This is a genomic window from Aliiglaciecola litoralis (genome assembly GCF_039523355.1).
Lineage (GTDB): Bacteria > Pseudomonadota > Gammaproteobacteria > Enterobacterales > Alteromonadaceae > Aliiglaciecola > Aliiglaciecola litoralis.
This window is the reverse complement of the sequence record NZ_BAAAFD010000002.1, coordinates 320,420-338,324: the sequence shown is the minus strand read 5'-3', so window position 1 is coordinate 338,324 and position 17,905 is coordinate 320,420. Positions and strand designations below refer to the sequence as shown.

General features: G+C 40.6%; 16 protein-coding genes and 2 pseudogenes. 4 read left to right on the top strand and 14 right to left on the bottom strand.

Features of this window, described 5'->3' with window-relative positions:
* Positions 1-200: 200 nt before the first annotated feature.
* Together ABD036_RS05170 and ABD036_RS05165 are read left to right on the top strand one after the other, a co-directional pair.
* On the top strand, positions 201-752 hold the full coding sequence (locus ABD036_RS05170; RefSeq protein ID WP_343857185.1) for a BON domain-containing protein: 552 nt from the start codon (positions 201-203) through the stop codon (positions 750-752).
* 121 nt (positions 753-873) lie between these two features.
* Positions 874-2,274: a hypothetical protein gene (locus tag ABD036_RS05165; RefSeq protein WP_343857183.1), complete on the top strand. Its 1,401-nt coding sequence runs from the start codon at positions 874-876 to the stop codon at positions 2,272-2,274.
* A gap of 99 nt (positions 2,275-2,373) precedes the next feature.
* Here the strand turns inward: ABD036_RS05165 and ABD036_RS05160 are convergent, their stop codons facing one another.
* The 7 genes and pseudogenes from ABD036_RS05160 to ABD036_RS05130 form a co-directional block, all read right to left on the bottom strand.
* A complete protein-coding gene (locus tag ABD036_RS05160) occupies positions 2,374-3,375 on the bottom strand; it encodes a mechanosensitive ion channel family protein (RefSeq protein WP_343857181.1) in 1,002 nt (333 codons plus the stop codon).
* 13 nt (positions 3,376-3,388) lie between these two features.
* Entirely contained in the window at positions 3,389-3,880 is a 492-nt protein-coding gene (locus ABD036_RS05155) for a hypothetical protein (RefSeq protein ID WP_343857179.1), read from the bottom strand.
* Between the two features lie 483 nt (positions 3,881-4,363).
* Positions 4,364-5,041: pseudogene (locus tag ABD036_RS05150) on the bottom strand (transposase); the annotation flags it as partial.
* Between the two features lie 276 nt (positions 5,042-5,317).
* Entirely contained in the window at positions 5,318-6,301 is a 984-nt protein-coding gene (locus ABD036_RS05145) for a transposase (RefSeq protein ID WP_343857177.1), read from the bottom strand.
* A 196-nt stretch (positions 6,302-6,497) separates the two neighbouring features.
* A complete protein-coding gene (locus ABD036_RS05140) occupies positions 6,498-6,734 on the bottom strand; it encodes an RNA recognition motif domain-containing protein (RefSeq protein WP_343857175.1) in 237 nt (78 codons plus the stop codon).
* 373 nt (positions 6,735-7,107) lie between these two features.
* Positions 7,108-8,448, bottom strand: a complete 1,341-nt coding sequence (gene gdhA, locus ABD036_RS05135) for an NADP-specific glutamate dehydrogenase (protein ID WP_343857173.1) — start codon at positions 8,446-8,448, stop codon at positions 7,108-7,110.
* 24 nt (positions 8,449-8,472) lie between these two features.
* Positions 8,473-9,486 carry a mechanosensitive ion channel family protein gene (locus tag ABD036_RS05130; protein ID WP_425542555.1) on the bottom strand — a complete coding sequence of 338 codons (1,014 nt, stop codon included), beginning with the start codon at positions 9,484-9,486 and terminating at the stop codon, positions 8,473-8,475.
* A gap of 429 nt (positions 9,487-9,915) precedes the next feature.
* Here ABD036_RS05130 and ABD036_RS05125 point away from each other — a divergent pair, with 429 nt between their 5' ends.
* Together ABD036_RS05125 and ABD036_RS05120 are read left to right on the top strand one after the other, a co-directional pair.
* Positions 9,916-10,074 carry a YqaE/Pmp3 family membrane protein gene (locus ABD036_RS05125; RefSeq protein WP_343857169.1) on the top strand — a complete coding sequence of 53 codons (159 nt, stop codon included), beginning with the start codon at positions 9,916-9,918 and terminating at the stop codon, positions 10,072-10,074.
* A 75-nt stretch (positions 10,075-10,149) separates the two neighbouring features.
* Positions 10,150-11,106, top strand: a complete 957-nt coding sequence (locus ABD036_RS05120; protein ID WP_343857167.1) for an endonuclease/exonuclease/phosphatase family protein — start codon at positions 10,150-10,152, stop codon at positions 11,104-11,106.
* A gap of 62 nt (positions 11,107-11,168) precedes the next feature.
* Here the strand turns inward: ABD036_RS05120 and ABD036_RS05115 are convergent, their stop codons facing one another.
* From ABD036_RS05115 to proC, 7 genes and pseudogenes are all read right to left on the bottom strand, one after another.
* Entirely contained in the window at positions 11,169-11,615 is a 447-nt protein-coding gene (locus ABD036_RS05115) for a ferritin-like domain-containing protein (protein ID WP_343857166.1), read from the bottom strand.
* A 309-nt stretch (positions 11,616-11,924) separates the two neighbouring features.
* Positions 11,925-13,565 carry a diacylglycerol kinase family protein gene (locus ABD036_RS05110; protein WP_343857164.1) on the bottom strand — a complete coding sequence of 547 codons (1,641 nt, stop codon included), beginning with the start codon at positions 13,563-13,565 and terminating at the stop codon, positions 11,925-11,927.
* Between the two features lie 497 nt (positions 13,566-14,062).
* Positions 14,063-15,019: a phospholipase A gene (locus tag ABD036_RS05105; protein WP_343857161.1), complete on the bottom strand. Its 957-nt coding sequence runs from the start codon at positions 15,017-15,019 to the stop codon at positions 14,063-14,065.
* A gap of 350 nt (positions 15,020-15,369) precedes the next feature.
* Positions 15,370-15,927 (bottom strand): redoxin domain-containing protein, encoded by a 558-nt coding sequence (locus ABD036_RS05100; RefSeq protein ID WP_343857159.1) that lies wholly within the window; start codon positions 15,925-15,927, stop codon positions 15,370-15,372.
* A pseudogene (locus ABD036_RS05095) lies at positions 15,914-16,105 on the bottom strand (HVA1 family protein); the annotation flags it as partial. The pseudogene ABD036_RS05095 and the gene ABD036_RS05100, both read right to left, overlap by 14 nt.
* A 56-nt stretch (positions 16,106-16,161) precedes the next feature.
* Positions 16,162-16,596 carry a hemerythrin domain-containing protein gene (locus tag ABD036_RS05090; RefSeq protein ID WP_343857156.1) on the bottom strand — a complete coding sequence of 145 codons (435 nt, stop codon included), beginning with the start codon at positions 16,594-16,596 and terminating at the stop codon, positions 16,162-16,164.
* A 453-nt stretch (positions 16,597-17,049) separates the two neighbouring features.
* Positions 17,050-17,901, bottom strand: coding sequence for a pyrroline-5-carboxylate reductase (gene proC / locus ABD036_RS05085; RefSeq protein ID WP_343857154.1), 852 nt, complete (start codon positions 17,899-17,901; stop codon positions 17,050-17,052).
* Between the last annotated feature and the right edge of the window lie 4 nt (positions 17,902-17,905).

The window sequence follows — 17,905 nt, the reverse complement described above, 5'->3', positions numbered from 1 at the left end:
AACGCATTATTTTATTGTCAAACCTGCCATTAAACCTCTTTATTTATCATGAAGATCTTACAAAGATGTGTTTACAAACTACACAGCCATTCACTTTTCTAAATACCATAAAGTTCGATATTTCATTTAAAAACAATGGGTTAGTAGTTGGCATTAAATTGGCAATACCATGGGTGTCTTTACAAAAAAAGGAGTAAATTATGAAACGTACTACATGTTCACTAATGATTGCCGCTGCCCTGACAACAGCATCAATGAGTGCTAATGCAGAAAACACTTGGACGGACACAGCGAAAGACGCGTGGATTGACGGTAAAGCCGAAACCACCTTAATGTTTAATGGTAATTTAGATGCTTTTGACATCAATACTGATGTCAAACAAGGTGTTATTACTCTAACCGGTAAAGTCGATACTGAAGTAGACAGAGCGCTAGCGGAAGAGCTCATGTTATCGCTTGACGGAGTTGAAGGTGTTGATAACCAGCTAAGTGTTGAAGGTGATACAGAGCGATCAGATACTGCGATCATTATGCAAAATTTGAAAGATTCGAAAGTAGAGTCTGTGGTTAAAACCCGCCTGCTGTTTGAATCAGAAGTTAGTGGTACCGATATCGAAGTGGAAGTGGAAGAAGGTATTGTGACACTAACGGGTAAAGTAGACAGCAACGCTGAGCGTGACCTAGCAGTTAGCATTGCTAAAAAAACCAGTGATGTGAAAGACGTAGTTAGTAACTTAACTATCGGTAAATAGTCACTAAATAACGATTAGAAAAGCGCCAGCAATGGCGCTTTTTTTTGCTTTTTTTTCGTTGTGGGCACTGGTGTAGCGTGTTTAAATAACACTCACTCATTAGCCCCTACACGATGGATACATGAAAAAACAAGCGGTGGTGCTGGTTCACGGAATAGGTGAGCAACGGCCTATGGACACAGTGAGAGAGTTTGTTAAAAGTGTTTGGGTTAAAGACAAAGCACTGGACAACACACGGTATTGGAATAAACCCAGTGAAATATCAGGATCCTTTGAACATCGTCGACTGACCACTGATTACGCAACAATTAAGGGGCAGAATAAACAGACTTCAAGAGTCGATTTCTACGAATACTATTGGGCGCATCACACGGTTGGCACCAGCACTGAGCATCTCAAAGCGTGGTTATTTTCGGTTTTATTGAGAAAGCCATCAGATTTTCCAAAACCGCTCCAAAGATTATTGTTTTTGGTTTGGTTTTTAATTGCGGCCATATTCGCGTTAACCTGGTTTATTGCCGATCCGTTAAATCAATCTTCGATGACTGCGCCTGATGTTAGCAAGTCACTTCTTGTTAGCTTGATTAAGCCGCTGATCGTAATTGTGCTTAGTGCGCTATTGGTAAAAATTGTCAGCTATCTTGGCGATGTTGCCCGATATGTGATGGCGTCACCCAGTAATATAAGAGTAAGACAGGCTATTCGCGACGGAGGCGTGGACTTACTGAAAAACATAGCAGCTACGGGGAAATATGATCGAATTGTGTTAGTCGGCCACAGTTTAGGTTCGATCATCGCCTATGACGTGTTAACTCAGTATTGGGCACAAAATAATAAATTTAAGAATGTACAGGGTGAACCACTTGAATTGTCGAAGCCTGCTTTGACTTTGATTGAAAAAATGGAAACTTTGTCTGTTGAAGAGGAATGCGAAGAATATCAGCGATTACAGTACGCACTTTTCCGTCAGCTACAATTAGACTGCGCCGATGTCGAAAATGACCGAGCTGCGCATTGTCCCTGGCTTATTTCCGACCTAGTTACCATTGGCAGCCCTTTGACCTATGCTGATTTTTTGTTGTTTAAGCATGCTCAGGAATTTACGGACCGCAAATTGGATAGGCAATATCCCACACTTCCCCCTGTCAAAGAAAATGGTCACTACACCTATCAAACCGGTGAACGTAAATACTTGCACCATAGTGCAGTATTTTGTCTGACACGTTGGACTAATATCTACTCGAAGCCTTTCTGGGTTTTTGGCGGAGACATTGTTTCAGGTCCAGTGGAAAACGCGTTTTCTGCTCCTTACTCTTGCGGGAAGACCCAATCGGAAAAAACAAATGGGTTGTTGCCTATCAAAGATATTGATGTTGAGGCTGCTTTTCCTGGCTTATTTCCACGATTATTTACCCACACACATTATTGGCGCTGGCACCCAGAGTTTGAAAAAAAGTTACCTGAGCATATCGTCGTATTGCAAGACAGTTTGGATCTTAAGCGAAAGCGATCCCCGAACTAAATCCATTGACGTGACTGCACCTATCGCAAATAGAAAACCGCGTATTTAATAGTTAAAATACGCGGTTTATTTCCGTGTTTCTATACCTCTTAAGCGCTATCAGTTCTCTCCCTCAGAATCACCATTAGCCGTGTCTGAGCCTGAGCTAGTGTCAGGCTCACCGTACTTTTCATTGGTCGATGCAGAAGATTGCTCAGATCCGTCCGATTTTTTCTCAGACAACATGGCATTTAATTTCTCTCCACCTTTGGCTCCAAAATCTAAGGTTCTGATTGGGAACGGGATCAGAATATCTGCTTTCTCTAGCGCTTTTTTGATTTCGACAACCGCTGTGTGTCTGGCTTTCATAAAGCCAGTTTGGCCAGGATAATCAATCCAAAACCAAACCAGCAAATTAATGCTACTGTCCGCGAACTCTTTGGCAAAAACGGCGGTTTCGTCTTGTTTTATAACAAAGTCGCAGGCGTTTATAGCTTCTACAATTACTTCAGCTGCCTTTTCAGGATCATCAGCATAGGAGATACCCACAGGAACCTCTATTCTTCTTACCCCTGTCGTTGAGTAGTTGGTTAAAATGTTACGAAAGAGAATTTTGTTTGGGACAACTTCTATTTGGCCAAAAAAAGTTTCCACTAAAGTATTACGCAAGTTGATGGTTCTTACGGTACCAAAAACGTCGTCCGCCTCAACCACGTCTCCTATCTGGAATGGCTTCCGGATCCCCATGGCAATACCAGCGATTAAGTTCTCAGCCATGTCTTGGAAGGCAAAACCTAAGGCCAAGCCGATGATACCTGCCCCTGCTAGAAGTGATGTTACTGTGCCGGTTAACCCTAAAAATTCTAAGGCGATGAAGAGCCCAGCAATGAGCACTAAAACTTTAATGATTGAAGCAAGTAAATCGGCAATTTGCTCAGACTCAAGTGTTCGGTGTAAAACTTTCTGCACTACTCTGCCAACATATTTAGCGATCAAACCGAATATCATAGCTAATAAAATAGCGACAATGAAATTAGGCAAATGTTTGATGCCCGATTCTAGCCAGCCTTGTAGCTTCTCATTGATAAGTTGCCAGAATTTATCTAGCGCAATAATATCCATAGATATAAGGTTCCTATTGTTTAGAGTATTCGTTCTTCAGAGCGGATTCAGCTAATGTATTTAGCTTATCCAAGGTTGTTTGAATGTGTGCTGCAATATCAGACAAGTGATTTTTTATATTGCGATCTTGAATCTGCTGGATAGAATCCTTTAAAGCCGATAAGTTTTGGTACTCCATTTTACTTAAAGCTACAATAGTCTCTTCTCCAGTTTGAGTGGCAATTTGCTCGATATCTGCGTCATAAACTTTTTCAATGTGGAATTGTGACACTTTATCCTGTTGTTTCTTATGATTGTTGTAAGTGGCAGTTCTGTTCATTCTGTCAGCTAAATATTGATAATGCTTGGCCATTTCAAAACATACTTTTTTCAAAGAATAGCTTTTTACGATCATTGCAATTTTTTGATAAAAAAGATCGCCTTGATGACAAAGACTAATAATCGATTTGACGATACCCTTGTTGCTTGGGGTTTCTAACGTCGGCTTCATTTCAGGTAAACTCATAAAGGTCTACTCCTACCTGTTTACTCATGCTTAAATTTAGGATTGAGTGCGCAAACACCACAGTATTAGTTTCTTTACAAGTTGCGTGCCACAATATAACTCATTGATATTTTTAGTATATTTTAATATCGATGTGTTTAGGGAGAAGAATAATGGTAACTTTTACAATAAACAGTATAGAAATAGTAGGATGAGTTTGCATAAAATTTTTATCTAGACACCCATGTTTTCTAGATATTTATCAAATATTTATCAATATTTATCAAGACAGTCATGTTAAGCCAGACTATTTATCAAGACAGCCATGCTACATGAGTTAACTCGTTTAGAGTCTAATGAATTCTAGTGAGGTAAAAGTCGGGGTTCGGATTGTGAATTAGCTTATTCTAGGTTCAGTTTGTTTAAAAGTAATAAAATTCCATATATACAGCCATAACAAAAAGCACCTGCAGGTGCCAAGAGCTGGTTGTTGGGGGAGGGGGCTTAAGAATGGCCGAGTAGGGTTCTTGCCTGGCCCATACCCCGCAACCGTTTATGGTTGGTATGTGATTTAAATTTGTTCATCACCAGCTCTGAACCAGCGGCGTAGCAAAAATGCTTTTCGAAATTTATACTTAAACTCAGCCATTGGTTAGAGTGCAATCCTAAACGTTCTAAAATCGGGTTTTGAGTATTTTCAATATAGGCAGCTTTGTCATTACGAATACATCGGCCTGTCATATCCACAAGTTCAAAATAATCGTTTAAATTAAAAGCAATACCCTTTCGTCTGCTTTGTCGTTGGCCACCTATAAAAGGCATGAGTATTGATGCCTGTTTCCCCTTATTTTTAACCGCTTCTATGCGTTTTTTAATGCTGGTGAACTCGGCCGTTTCCGGCGCTTTGCTTATCTTGGCTCGTATAGGATTTAAGTCAACATAAGCCATACAAGATAGCAGTGCACTTTCGTCCAACAAAGCTTGGGACTTAAATCTACCTTCCCAAAATCGACCAGAACAATTATCTTCTTTGTTCGCTTGGCGAGCAATATGCTCATTAAGGTCGCGCATAAACCAACTTATATTGTATAAACGAGCCCGGTAAACCTCGACGGTCTCAATAAAACTGACGTATTCAGCCGAACTAAGCTCGTTACCACTCATGTATTTCTGGGTTAATAGTTTTATCTAGACACCCATGTTTTCTAGATATTTATCAAATATTTATCAATATTTATCAAGACAGTCATGTTAAGCCAGACTATTTATCAAGACAGCCATGCTACATGAGTTAACTCGTTTAGAGTCTAATGAATTCTAGTGAGGTAAAAGTCGGGGTTCGGATTGTGAATTAGCTTATTCTAGGTTCAGTTTGTTTAAAAGTAATAAAATTCCATATATACAGCCATAACAAAAAGCACCTGCAGGTGCCAAGAGCTGGTTGTTGGGGGAGGGGGCTTAAGAATGGCCGAGTATGGTTCTTGCCTGGCCCATACCCCGCAACCGTTTATGGTTGGTATGTGATTTAAATTTGTTCATCACCAGCTCTGAACCAGCGGCGTAGCAAAAATGCTTTTCGAAATTTATACTTAAACTCAGCCATTGGTTAGAGTGCAATCCTAAACGTTCTAAAATCGGGTTTTGAGTATTTTCAATATAGGCAGCTTTGTCATTACGAATACATCGGCCTGTCATATCCACAAGTTCAAAATAATCGTTTAAATTAAAAGCAATACCCTTTCGTCTGCTTTGTCGTTGGCCACCTATAAAAGGCATGAGTATTGATGCCTGTTTCCCCTTATTTTTAACCGCTTCTATGCGTTTTTTAATGCTGGTGAACTCGGCCGTTTCCGGCGCTTTGCTTATCTTGGCTCGTATAGGATTTAAGTCAACATAAGCCATACAAGATAGCAGTGCACTTTCGTCCAACAAAGCTTGGGACTTAAATCTACCTTCCCAAAATCGACCAGAACAATTATCTTCTTTGTTCGCTTGGCGAGCAATATGCTCATTAAGGTCGCGCATAAACCAACTTATATTGTATAAACGAGCCCGGTAAACCTCGACGGTCTCAATAAAACTGACGTATTCACCCGAACTAAGCTCGTTACCACTCATGTATTTCTGGGTTAATAGGGTCCCTTTATGCAACCTATGATAACGCAGTAATACTTCATTAATTGTCCAAGATAATGCTATCTCTTTATCCACGTGAACCACAACGTGTGTGTGGTTGCTCATTACCGCGTAAGCACAAAGTTGAATGGAAAATATGTCGGATAAAAATAAAAGGCGATTCTCAACCCAGCTTCGCCGATGCTCGTAGCTCTGTCCTGAATAGATATCTTTTCCACATAGAAACGATCGCCTAACGCAGCGTGAAACACAGTGGTAAAAAGGAGTATCAAATAAACTTATTTGATCTTTACGTGCCTGAGGCATAAATCACCATCCATTGGTTTTATTTCCTTAACTAAGCCTAGAAGAAGGAACTTTTTTTAGCAAATTGGATTGAAAGCTTGGATAGGAGTCTATGTTACTGCTGGACTAAAAGGGCAATGTGGTACGATTGTCCAGAGCTAATTCAAAAGTGGGATATGGTGGGCATTCTCATCTTTAACGTTGAACACAACCAAGTCTATTGCGCTAACTTGACGCGTATTTTACTTTTGTCTACCTCTTTATAATTTAATTCAGCTATCGCAGCGTTAGCTTCGGCGTCATTCGACATCTCTACAAATGCAAATCCTTTGGATTGCCCTGTTATTTGATCAAAAACCAAACTACATTCTTCGACTGTTCCAAGTTCAGAAAATAGATTATTGATATCTTGTTCAGTTGTTTTACGAGATAAATTACGGACTAAAAGTTTCATAAGTAACCAGATGATAAGTAGGATGAGATTGGATTGTCTCAGTAAAAGGCTGTTAGACCAAGTTATTCATCGTTAAAGCTGGAATTAATTTGTTTTTAAAGAGTGAGATCAAGCCGATTTGTTTGTTTTGTCGTGATTCTATAAAAATATTTAAATATGGATGTCTCTGTAATTCTGTAATTTGGGAGTGATGATTGTCTTTGGAAATTGTTCCGTATAGATGGGTGTCTTTTTAAATTCATGATTGTCTTTGGAAATTGTTTCGTAAAGATGGGTGTCTTTTTAAATTCTCTGGGCTGCCGCCAGCGCTATTGCAGAAATGACGGCATGTGTTAAAAAGGGGGATTGTTTAAAGTATGCGGCTGATTGGGTATCAAACGCCCTGAGCAACTAATGCCGAAGCGAGTCGATTGAACGCTGCGCGGTTGGCTCCAAGTGCATAGTCAATGGTGCCATCTTGCCGTCTGCCAAACTCCACACATTTGTCGTGAATGGTTTGCATGATTGATTGCAATTGACTGTCCAATTCTGCAAATCCACGGCGCTCAAATCCAGCGTTTTGGGACATTTCCAAACCGGATACTGCTACCCCTCCGGCATTAGAAGCCTTGCCTGGAATGTGAACTACTCCGTGTTTTTTAAACACATTCACTGCTTTTGCCGTGCACGGCATGTTGGCGCCTTCAATAGTGAATTTACATCCGTTATTGGCTAAGCACTTGGCATCGTGTTCATCAAGTTCATTTTGTGTTGCACAAGGTGCAGCAATATCACATTCAAGTTGCCAAGGTTTTTGGTCTGCTAACCAATTAGCGGAGTCATGTTCTTCAGCGAAGGATTTCAATACATTGTCTTTGTCTGAGTGAGCTTTGAGCCAATATAATTCGTCTGAACTCAACCCTTTTTCCACCGAGAGCGTCCCTTTACTGTTAGACATGGAAACAATCACAGCGCCTTCTTCAATTGCTTTTTGAGCTGCGTAAGTTGCAACATTTCCTGCCCCGGAAAGCGTAATACGTTTGCTTTTAAGGTTTACGTTGTGATGTTTAAGGACATTCTCCAAAAAGTAGATCACACCAAATCCCGTTGCTTCGGTCCGCACATGGCTGCCACCAAATTCGATGTCTTTGCCCGTTAGGTAACCGCCAAACTCATTTTTGATACGTTTATATTGGCCGTACAAATACCCAATCTCTTTGGCTCCCACGTTAATATCGCCTGCAGGAACGTCCGTTTTTGGACCAATGTGACGGTGTAGTTCCATCATAAATGCCTGACAAAATCGCATTATTTCATTGTCAGACCGCCCTTTGGGATCAAAGTCTGCCCCTCCTTTACCGCCGCCAATAGGCAAGTCAGTCAGGGCATTTTTGAAACATTGCTCGAAAGCCAAAAACTTAAGCACGGACTCATTTACCGTTGGGTGAAATCTCAGGCCGCCTTTGTAGGGGCCTAATGCATTTGATTGTTGAACACGCCAGCCTTTATTAATTTGAATTTCGTCGTTGTCGTCTACCCATGTTATACGAAACGAAATGATGCGGTCAGGTTCCGCTAATCTTTGCAATATTTTGTTGTTTTTAAAAGTTGGGGAGTCATTTATCATTGATTTGAGATTCAGTGCTACCTCTTCAGCTGCCTGCAAAAACTCTGTTTGTTCGCCGTGCTTTTGTCTTAACCACTCGACAAATTCCGTTGGTTCGAACTGACTCATATAAAATAACTCCTGTTCTTTTTCTTAAAGTATATTTTCGCCTTGCTCGGGATCTCGAGCCTGCTTTGCTTGCTCTCTTATATCTTCTGCGTCACTACTAAGATCAACTTTTTGTCCCTCAGCAGCAATCAGATCCTCTTCATTACTCTTAGGTTTAGGCTCTTCTTTTTCCTGTTCAACAATTGGCGCGGCGCGTTTTTCATCGTGTTGGTGAACGGTGATACCTTGAGGGAAAATAATTTCTCTGGCGTCATCTGGCATACTCATTCCGGCTTTTTCAAAACTACGCATAATGGTTCGCATCAGCAGTGACTTTACCTTCAAAAGACTATGCTCATGAATATTGACCCAAAAATAGATTTTCAGGTTGATAGTCGAAGACGCAAGAATATCCACTAACACCTGAGGCTCTGGATCACTGAGCACCGCAGAGGTTTCTTTAAGTGTATCCATCGCTAATTGTTGGGCTTTAATTATGCTCGAGTCATAACCAATACCAATGACGAAATATCCACGGCATTTAGGATTTGCAGTCATATTGCGAATAACATTTTTATATACAGTAGAGTTAGGAATCTGTATGTGATTACCATCAAAATCGACCAGCGTTGTTGCTCTAGCAGTAACTTGTTTGACAACTCCCATGTGACCCTGAACTTCTATCACATCATCAATTTTAAATGGCTTTTGAACGCTAAGTAGCAAGCTTGAGATGAAGTTTTCCGCAATATCCTTAAAGGCAAAACCGATTATTAGACCAACGACGCCTGTTCCACTGAGAATGGCAATGGCAAACTCTTCGAGTCCAGCAAGTCTCAGAAATATATAGATTCCTAGCAATATAACTAACAAGCTAAAAATACGCCTGACAACCTTCTGGATCAAAATACTTGAACTGATATAAGAAATCGGTTTAATCATTTGCGAAGACAATGGTTTTGCAAGCATTAACATCACTAATGCAATGACAAGGCCAATTGTTGCTAGTGGTAAAGCTGCAACAAATTCAGACCAGTAAACGGATAACTCTTTACTCATTTCACTTGTTTGCGAAAACAAACTTTTGCTGCTATCCGTTACTTGCGCATTCACGTTGCAAACCTGCAGTATTAAACTACAAAAAATGATGCTCAAAGATCGTATTGAGATGAATGTTAGACGTTTCTCTTGCATATTGTTGCCTTAAAAGTATCGAACATTTAATGTGGTCCCTACTATTTCGATAGGTACTTATGGAGTTTCAATAAATGGAGCAAATACAGTGCCAACCGCACATTAGAAAACCATATTCGAAGTCGGTAGAAACATAAATAACGAAAATTAGGTGTTGGTAAGCATGGCATTTTTCGCTATTTATGCTTAAGGTATAGCAGATACTTAGCTATTTATAATTAATGCTGGATTACGGCACCGTAAGGGTAAGATCGTATCCAGGCCTCACAATTCACTGTTTCAAAGGAGTATATAATGGACTTTATTCGAATTATTATCGCAATTATATTGCCGCCACTTGGCGTATTTTTACAAGAAGGTATTGGCAAACACTTTTGGATCAATATTTTACTCACGATACTTGGATACATTCCTGGAATTGTCCACGCGGTATGGATCATCGCTAAACGTTAAGCGTATTTTTTACCGAGCTAGAAAGTAACTTTCTGCCAAGTTACTTGTCTGCAATTCATTGAACGTGGATGTAACGTGTTTTATTTGTTTTTACTGACAACCTTGCTATTTGTCACTGTGAGTCTGTTGCCTCTATTTCCGTCTAATCATTGGGTGGTTAGAGGCTGGGAATTCCCTCGAGTGCAAATAGCTTCGCTATTGTTTGTCAACATTTGTGCGATATTGCTATTTCAAGACTACGATACAGGGTTACTCGTTTTGCTGTGGTCAAATATTGGATGCTTGATTTGGCAGTTAAAATGGATATTACCTTATACTGGGTTTGTTTCTCCCGAAGTTGAAAAAGTAATGTCTCCACCTAACCGGCAATTGCGAATATTGACGGCTAATGTTTTGATGGAAAACACCCAAACCGACAAACTGATTGAATTAGTTAACGAGTATCGGCCAGACGTATTTGTAACGTTGGAAACAAACCAATGGTGGCAAGAACAACTTAGCCAACTGCACGGACAATTTCCTTATCGAGTCCCTGTGCCTCTGGAAAACCTTTATGGGATGCATGTTTATAGCAAACTACCATTATGTGATGTGCAAGTGTGTGAATTGATAGAAGAGGGGGTCCCCTCGGTTGCATGTAAGCTAGAAGTTGAAGGTGCCGAGGCAATTAACGCGTTTTTCCTGCATCCTGCGCCACCGAGTCCAACGGAGAATGAACACGCTACTGAACGTGACCACGAATTGAATTTAGTTGCTAATCGTATAAAAAATCTGAATGGTCCAGTAATTGTTACAGGTGATTTGAATGATGTTGCATGGTCTCCTACAACCTTAGCTTTTAGAAAATCAACCGGATTAAAAGACCCTAGGATTGGGCGAGGTATGTTTAATACGTTTCACGCCGAATATCGATTTGTAAGATGGCCCCTGGATCATATTTTTCATAGCAACCATTTTAAACTTGTGGAAATTAAGCGACTTAGTTACATCGGCAGTGACCATTTCCCCTTGTTTACTGTGTTGGCTTATTAGTCTTTGTGGGGCAATAAAAAAAGGCCACTAGGTGGCCTTTTAACTGAAACCTTACACCAAAATTATGACGTAGTTTGTTGCAATGACTTCATCTGACTGTGCGTCTCATTCGCTGTGTTGAGAACATTCATCAGTGCCATTTTGCACGCTTTAGGTTGATCTATTTCTAATGCTTCGTGGATCACTGCCCTCGTTTTATCCTCAACTTCTTCGAGTTGCTCGACATAGGTATGATCGTTGTCGGAAGTCAATTTTGATAACACTTTCGTGTAAGCGTTCCTAAAATCGACAGCCATGTCAGAGTCTTTCTCGAACTCACCGTTTTCAGCTATGGCAAATGGCTGAAGCTTTTCTACTGAAGAGCGTTTGGCAGACACCATTCTGCCGAAAACTGTTTTCGCACCATGAGAATCGACTTTCTCCATCGCTTCCTCGTAGAATTTTATACCGCCATTTAATACACGAATGATGTCGGTTACTTTTTCTACTTTTCTTACTGGCTTAGTCATATTCATCTCCTTTGTTGCTAAAAATGGAAGGGCGACGCCACATCACTAACGTTATAGGTGCAAGACGCAGACCAGCTTGCATAATCCAATGGGAGGTGCGTCTGTTAGGCAAATATAAACGGATTTAGCCAAAGACAAGTACTGCACAACGGACTCAAACTCCAGTTTAAGCATGAAAAAATTGGATAAGGATGAAAATATTTCAAACTCAAGGTGACGAGTGCCGACTAAATCGGACTTTAGGATAGATATACCTAATATTGTCGCTAATTACTTCATATCATTACTGTTTTATCACATTAAAAAACTCTAGTAGGGTAAACAGTATACTGTCAATGAGAGAGGGTTCACTTCAATCCTAATCTTCTCGGCTTCGCGATTTTCACCATCAATAACGTACTTTAGTGGTCCTTTACTATCACTCTCAATCGTAATCGAGCTTGCATGTCGATGTTGAATCGCATCCTCATGGTGTTGACTATCCGGCTTAGATTCAGACAAGCTACGCATCGCCAATTCAGCCAAATTTATTATAGTTTCACTTGTAGATTCAGTTTTAGGTAGCCAAGTTATGTCTAACAATCCATCTTTCACATCGGGATTCCCTGCACCTTGCGCTAAGACCGTAGTTGAAGGTGCGGCATTCGCTATAATTAAGCTGCCTGTTTCAATTGTGAAGGGGTCTGCATCGTCTAATTGAATGGTTAATGTGCTCGATTGATTGGTTTCAATCGCATCATACAGTGCACCTAAATAAGCCATTTGACCGCTCTCATTTTTGCTTTCTCTATCCGCTTGGCTGATCATTTCTTGCTCGAAACCAATCCCTACCACCATTAGCGCAAGCTCGTCATTGCAAGTTGCGGTGTCGATCTTCATGGTCAATCCGGCAATAATTGCGTCACACGCAGTTTCAACTGGGATTATTTTGGTGCTTACGCCATATAGAGCATGACTAAATGCATTGGCGGTTCCTAGCGGCATTATTCCCAACGGATAATCAGTACCAACAAGGGCTGAGGCCGCTTCAGTCAGGGTACCATCTCCTCCACACGCCATAATTGAATCAGCGCCTTCTTCAAGTGCTTGCAAGGCCATTTTTTGAGCGTTGCAATCCTCCGTGGTCTCATATACGGTTAAGTCAAAGTGAGGTGAGAGGCGCTGCAACACTTCCTCTTTATACTCTGACCATTTTCCACCACCGGCCACTGGGTTAGCTACAATCGCTAAATGTTCTTTTACGTGCAGCTCACCTGCTTGGTGAATTGTTTTTAGCTTTTTAAGTTGATGAGAATTTAACCTTGCAGTCTGTCTGGTGGTATTAATCTCAGCAACAGCTTCTTCAGCACTTAGGTTTTTGTCGAGGCTCATGAGATAGGCGGTCATAATTAGTACTGAGCGCCCCCTACCAAGAGCGCAATGCACTACAACGCTACCACCATCATCTATCTGATTCTGGATCCAATTGATGGCCTGCTGTAATTCTGATGCAGTTGGACTTTGGTGATCGAGCACAGGAATATTAAGATACTGCAGGTGCTCACTTTCGGCGGTCCAGTCTAAGCCGTCAAACTCTGCAGTGGCATCCAATATGGCGGTGATGCCCTCATTTTTAAGAGTGTCTACATCTGAAGGAAAAAGCCTAGCGGCTAAAAATAAATTATCTCGAATTTTCTGTATAGGCGGTACTGAGTCATTTTTTCTAGACCATGCATTGTATAGCTGAGCGCCTAGTAGGAAAGGAATAAACAACCATCGAATGTAAAAGGGAATAGATCCATTCGTTTTTTTTCTGAATATTCCTGGTGCTTGAAAAATATAAGCAGTGCTAACCAATGACAATGAAACACATATCCATGCGAAAAAGAGTTTAAAATAAAGATTATCTACCCAAACGGTCATGGCTAAAGCTGCCAATGCAGCTAATACGTAATATTTGACTATAAACATGGCTAGTTCCTTAATATTAAACTATTTAATTTTACTATGACTTTTTACAAAGCGAGCATCGTGCCAATTTTTCCATTTTTTAACTAATCGAAAAATATATGTAAAAATCATCCTATAAGCTGAGTCATAGATTCAATCCGAAAAAAACACATCGGAATAGAAAGTCTTACCGAATTACTCAATTTTTGCTGAAGGACTAACGTCACCATTGGTTTCATCTATAGGATAAACTAGGTGGGTTTCAACGCTAGCTTTGCTGTTGTAAGAGAGATCGATAGTAAAGAAGCAAACGTATCCACTGCGCTTTTGGTCACATTTCTTCCAAATCAAAAATCCACTAAACCCTGTGTGACTTTTGGATGGAAATTGCATTTTGTAATCATGGGTGTCTTGTTAATTTTGCTATCAAGTAACAGGCGAAATACACACTTATAATGCCTCTATGACACTAACTGACGCTGCGCGAATACCCCCATATAATCTGGTAATGTATGGGATTACAAAAACTTTAATTGAACTCCCATGCTAATGCGTTGTTGGTGGTGATTATAGTCGATTAACGAATCACCATAGCCGTTAAAATACTGTAATACGAAATCGTACCTTTTGTTTATTGGATAAGCTAAGTGCAGTTCAATGCTGCCTTTGTTATCGGACTTCAGGTTGTTTCTTAGCAATGTAAGAATATTGAAGTTCCCCACTTTCTTACCATAGCCCAATTCAAAATGGCCTAAAAATCCGGTGATGTCAGGATTATCATCGCCTGTCGCACTGGTGGGTGTCTTTTTAACTTCTTCTTTAATTCGATACCAAGTTTTAAGGTAGTAAATGGAATCCTCATCACTAAAAAGGGCTGAGGCGAAAAGGCGATTCCAACTTCGAGATTTTGCTCCACTTTGACCATTCGATTGATGATTAAACCCTACTTGTGCTTGGTTAAATTCAATCCCCAAAAACTGATAATTGGTTTGCCAACTGTAAAAAATCTCTGGCTCGTAGTTGGTTTCTCTAAAAGGTTTCGAAGCTTGGCTGTTGTAGACTTGCCAAAATGAAACCGCGGTAAATCCCATGTATAGCCCACTAACACTGTCATCTTTTAGATAGATTGGCAACTTAACACTAAGTTGGTACTTGGCCTCAAAATTGTCGATATTCTGTTGATCTAATTCGGTGACATCGGCTGGATTTAAATCTGAAACATAAGAAACAGGTAAAATATAATTCAATCGATGTTGTGAAATTGAGTAGAGGTTCTTTAAAGCTTCACTATCGGAAGTTTGCCGTTGATAAAGAATGGAATAGGCTTTGTTATCTTTTTCTGGAGGCTGCTCTTGCGAAACGGCTGCCTTTTCATTCACTTGCTGTGCAGAGACGGAATAGCTAATAAGCAAAAAAATCGCAACACCGTAGCCAAATGTTTGTTGGACGCCACTTCTCACGTAATTTAACAACATGCATACCCCTATCAAACTCAATCAACAAATCTTTTCATTGTTCACTCACTTTGAACAGTAAAAAGTTGTTTTATTCTGAGATTAACTAAGGTGGGTGTCTTTGTAATTTTGTAATTATTGCTTCGGTATTCATCATCGTCGGTAACCATGGGCGTCTTAATAACTTTTACGATGGGTGTCTTAATAACTTGTAATCAATAATTTTACGATGGGTGTCTTGATAACTTTGTAATCAATAATTTTACGATGGGTGTCTCTATAATTAATTAAGGTGGGTGTCTCTATATTTATAGGGCGATCTTTTCAACGTGTTTTTGATAAACGAAGTGAAAAGATCGCCTAGTTGGTGATTAGTTTGTGTGGGTGCCACGGATTGGATAGTCATTTTCTCGCGCATAAGCCAAGCCTTCATAGAGTTGGTCTATATTGGGGCGAGAGAATGGACCGCTAGCAATATCAATCAGCTGCATTTGATTTTTCTCATTTAGTACAAATAGCCCTGGTTCGGCGAATGCATGATCTGTTTCAGCTTCTGAACGTGGGTCAGAGATGTACAAACCCAAAGTCTTCATGTCCGCTTCTTGTAAGCTGTGGAATAAGGGAAACGAAACTTGTAAGTCGTTATCGATATTTTCTTGCAACTGCACTGCAGAGTCAGCTGATACGGCAACGATGTCTACTTTGATCCCTTGGAAGCGGCCGTACATTGAATCAAGGGCGTTTAGGAAATTAGTACAAATTGGGCAGTGTTGACCGCGATAAACAACCACCACTTTCCACCAGTCCGCGTTTTTGTTGCTGTTAGCTGGATCTGAGTTCACATCAACTAACAGTGTTTCTCGATTATCTAAGGTCTTTACTAATATGGGGGGAAACTGACTTCCCGCTTCTGGTTTAGTTGCTAGCATAGTGTCTCCTAATCTGCTCGGTTATTGATAGCTCTGAGTGACCTTTCAGGACTACAGAGCTGTCCTCTTGTTCTACTAGGTATGCAGGGGCATTGTCATCTGCTTTACGCTTAGCTTGCTTACCTTTCATGGTCTTGGTTACATCCTCAGTAAACAGGTCAATAGTCTCACCTGATGCTGAACCTTGCCCTCAATATCAAAAAACTGTCTTGCCTTTGCGATGAACCTGCATCCCTAGTGACTGGTATTCATCTCGTCTACATAGTCATCAGCCAGTGCCTCTTTTTGCTTATCCGACAGCACTTTGCCTGCCTGCTGAAACACTTCTCTTTCTTCTTCGGCTAAGTGGTGTTCTACGAGCTTTTTCAGCGCTTTCATGTAATGAAGCCAAGCTGACGAACTCATATCTGTTTCATCTAGCTTCTCGATCAATTCATCTATCTCGTGGTGCTCAGCAATACCATGACGTGACTGCTCAATTGTCTTGTCTGATTGCATCAATGGAGAATAGAAATAACGCTCCTCAGCAACGGCATGATCTACTAGGCTTTTCTTAAGCTCTGAATAAAACTCTTTGCGGCTGTAACTGTCACCTGAAGTCTCAACTAATATCTTCAACAATAAACGCTGCTTTGCATGATCCCTTCTAATCGCTTCAAAAATTTCCATCGTTTGCTCCTACATTAATATTTAACTAGATCATTAAAGTTTATAGATGCTAAACCGATGCCAAGATGTCACTAACTTATAATTGTCTGATATTTAAAATGAAATACCTGTTTTTTAGAATAGTTGTCTGAAATAAAGGTGGGTGTTTGGCGTAATATTTACACTGGGGTTGTACCTTTTTCTTAACAGCCCAATCGACCTTTTTAAGGTGTGTCGCAACCCCTCAAAGGGCACTTTATACTAGTGCAACCCTCCAGTTAACCTGAACTCGGTTTAAAACAATTCGGTTAAATTCACATAACCACACTAAAGAAGAGGGATGAGGATAAGACTAACTACGGTATTTATTGATTTGGGCAGAATGGCGACGACATATCGTCAACCTTTTCATTGGTGTTGGCAAAACCTGGCGGTCAACGCGCCTTTGGAAAACTCATCGCGTTGAAATATCACTCAGTTATTTCGCTGATATATTTCATCAACTCGTTTTGCTGCACTTTTCATTGCTTTGGATACGAGTCCATCAATGTCGCCACTTTGGAAGGCACTCACCGCTTTTTCGGTTGACCCTTTAGACGATGCCACATCTTTGCGTAATTCGCTGAGAGACTTTTCACTGCGCATCGCTATAGATACAGCCCCTAAGGCACTTTGTAAAATTGACGACTTGGCAATGTCAGGATCTAATCCTTGCTCTATTGCGGCTTTTTCCATTGCTTCCATAAACAAATAAAAATAGGCTGGTGAGCTGCCTGATGTCGCCACTATAGATGACATCAGTGATTCAGTTTGCAACCACACTGTTTCTCCCACCGCTTGCATGATTTGATCGCAGAGTAATCGGTCGTCTTGTTCAAGTGCCGACGATGAGTACAACCCGGTCAATCCTTTGCAAATGGAAGATGACATATTTGGCATAGCGCATACAATTCGACTCGTGCCGCCAAGATTTTCAGATAGCTGCTGAAAACTTACTCCGGCTGCAACGCAAATGACTAAGGCTCTTTGTTGTTGTGCTTCCATCTCATCATTAAGCTGTAAACACATCTCACTGACCTTTTCAGATTCAACGGCCAGTACAATGACATCAGCAAAATGGACTGCTTTACTGTAATTAGCATCTGTATTGATGAAGTATCGTTGGTTTATCTCTTGCCGAGATTGGTTGTTTGGCGACGTGACTAAAAGATGATCTCGAGGATGGCCATGTTTGATGAGGCCAGATAGCATGGCTTTCGCCATACTATCTCCACCAATAAAGGCAATCTTGGTGTTTGCATCGAGTAGACTTTCCTCAAGGCCCATATTC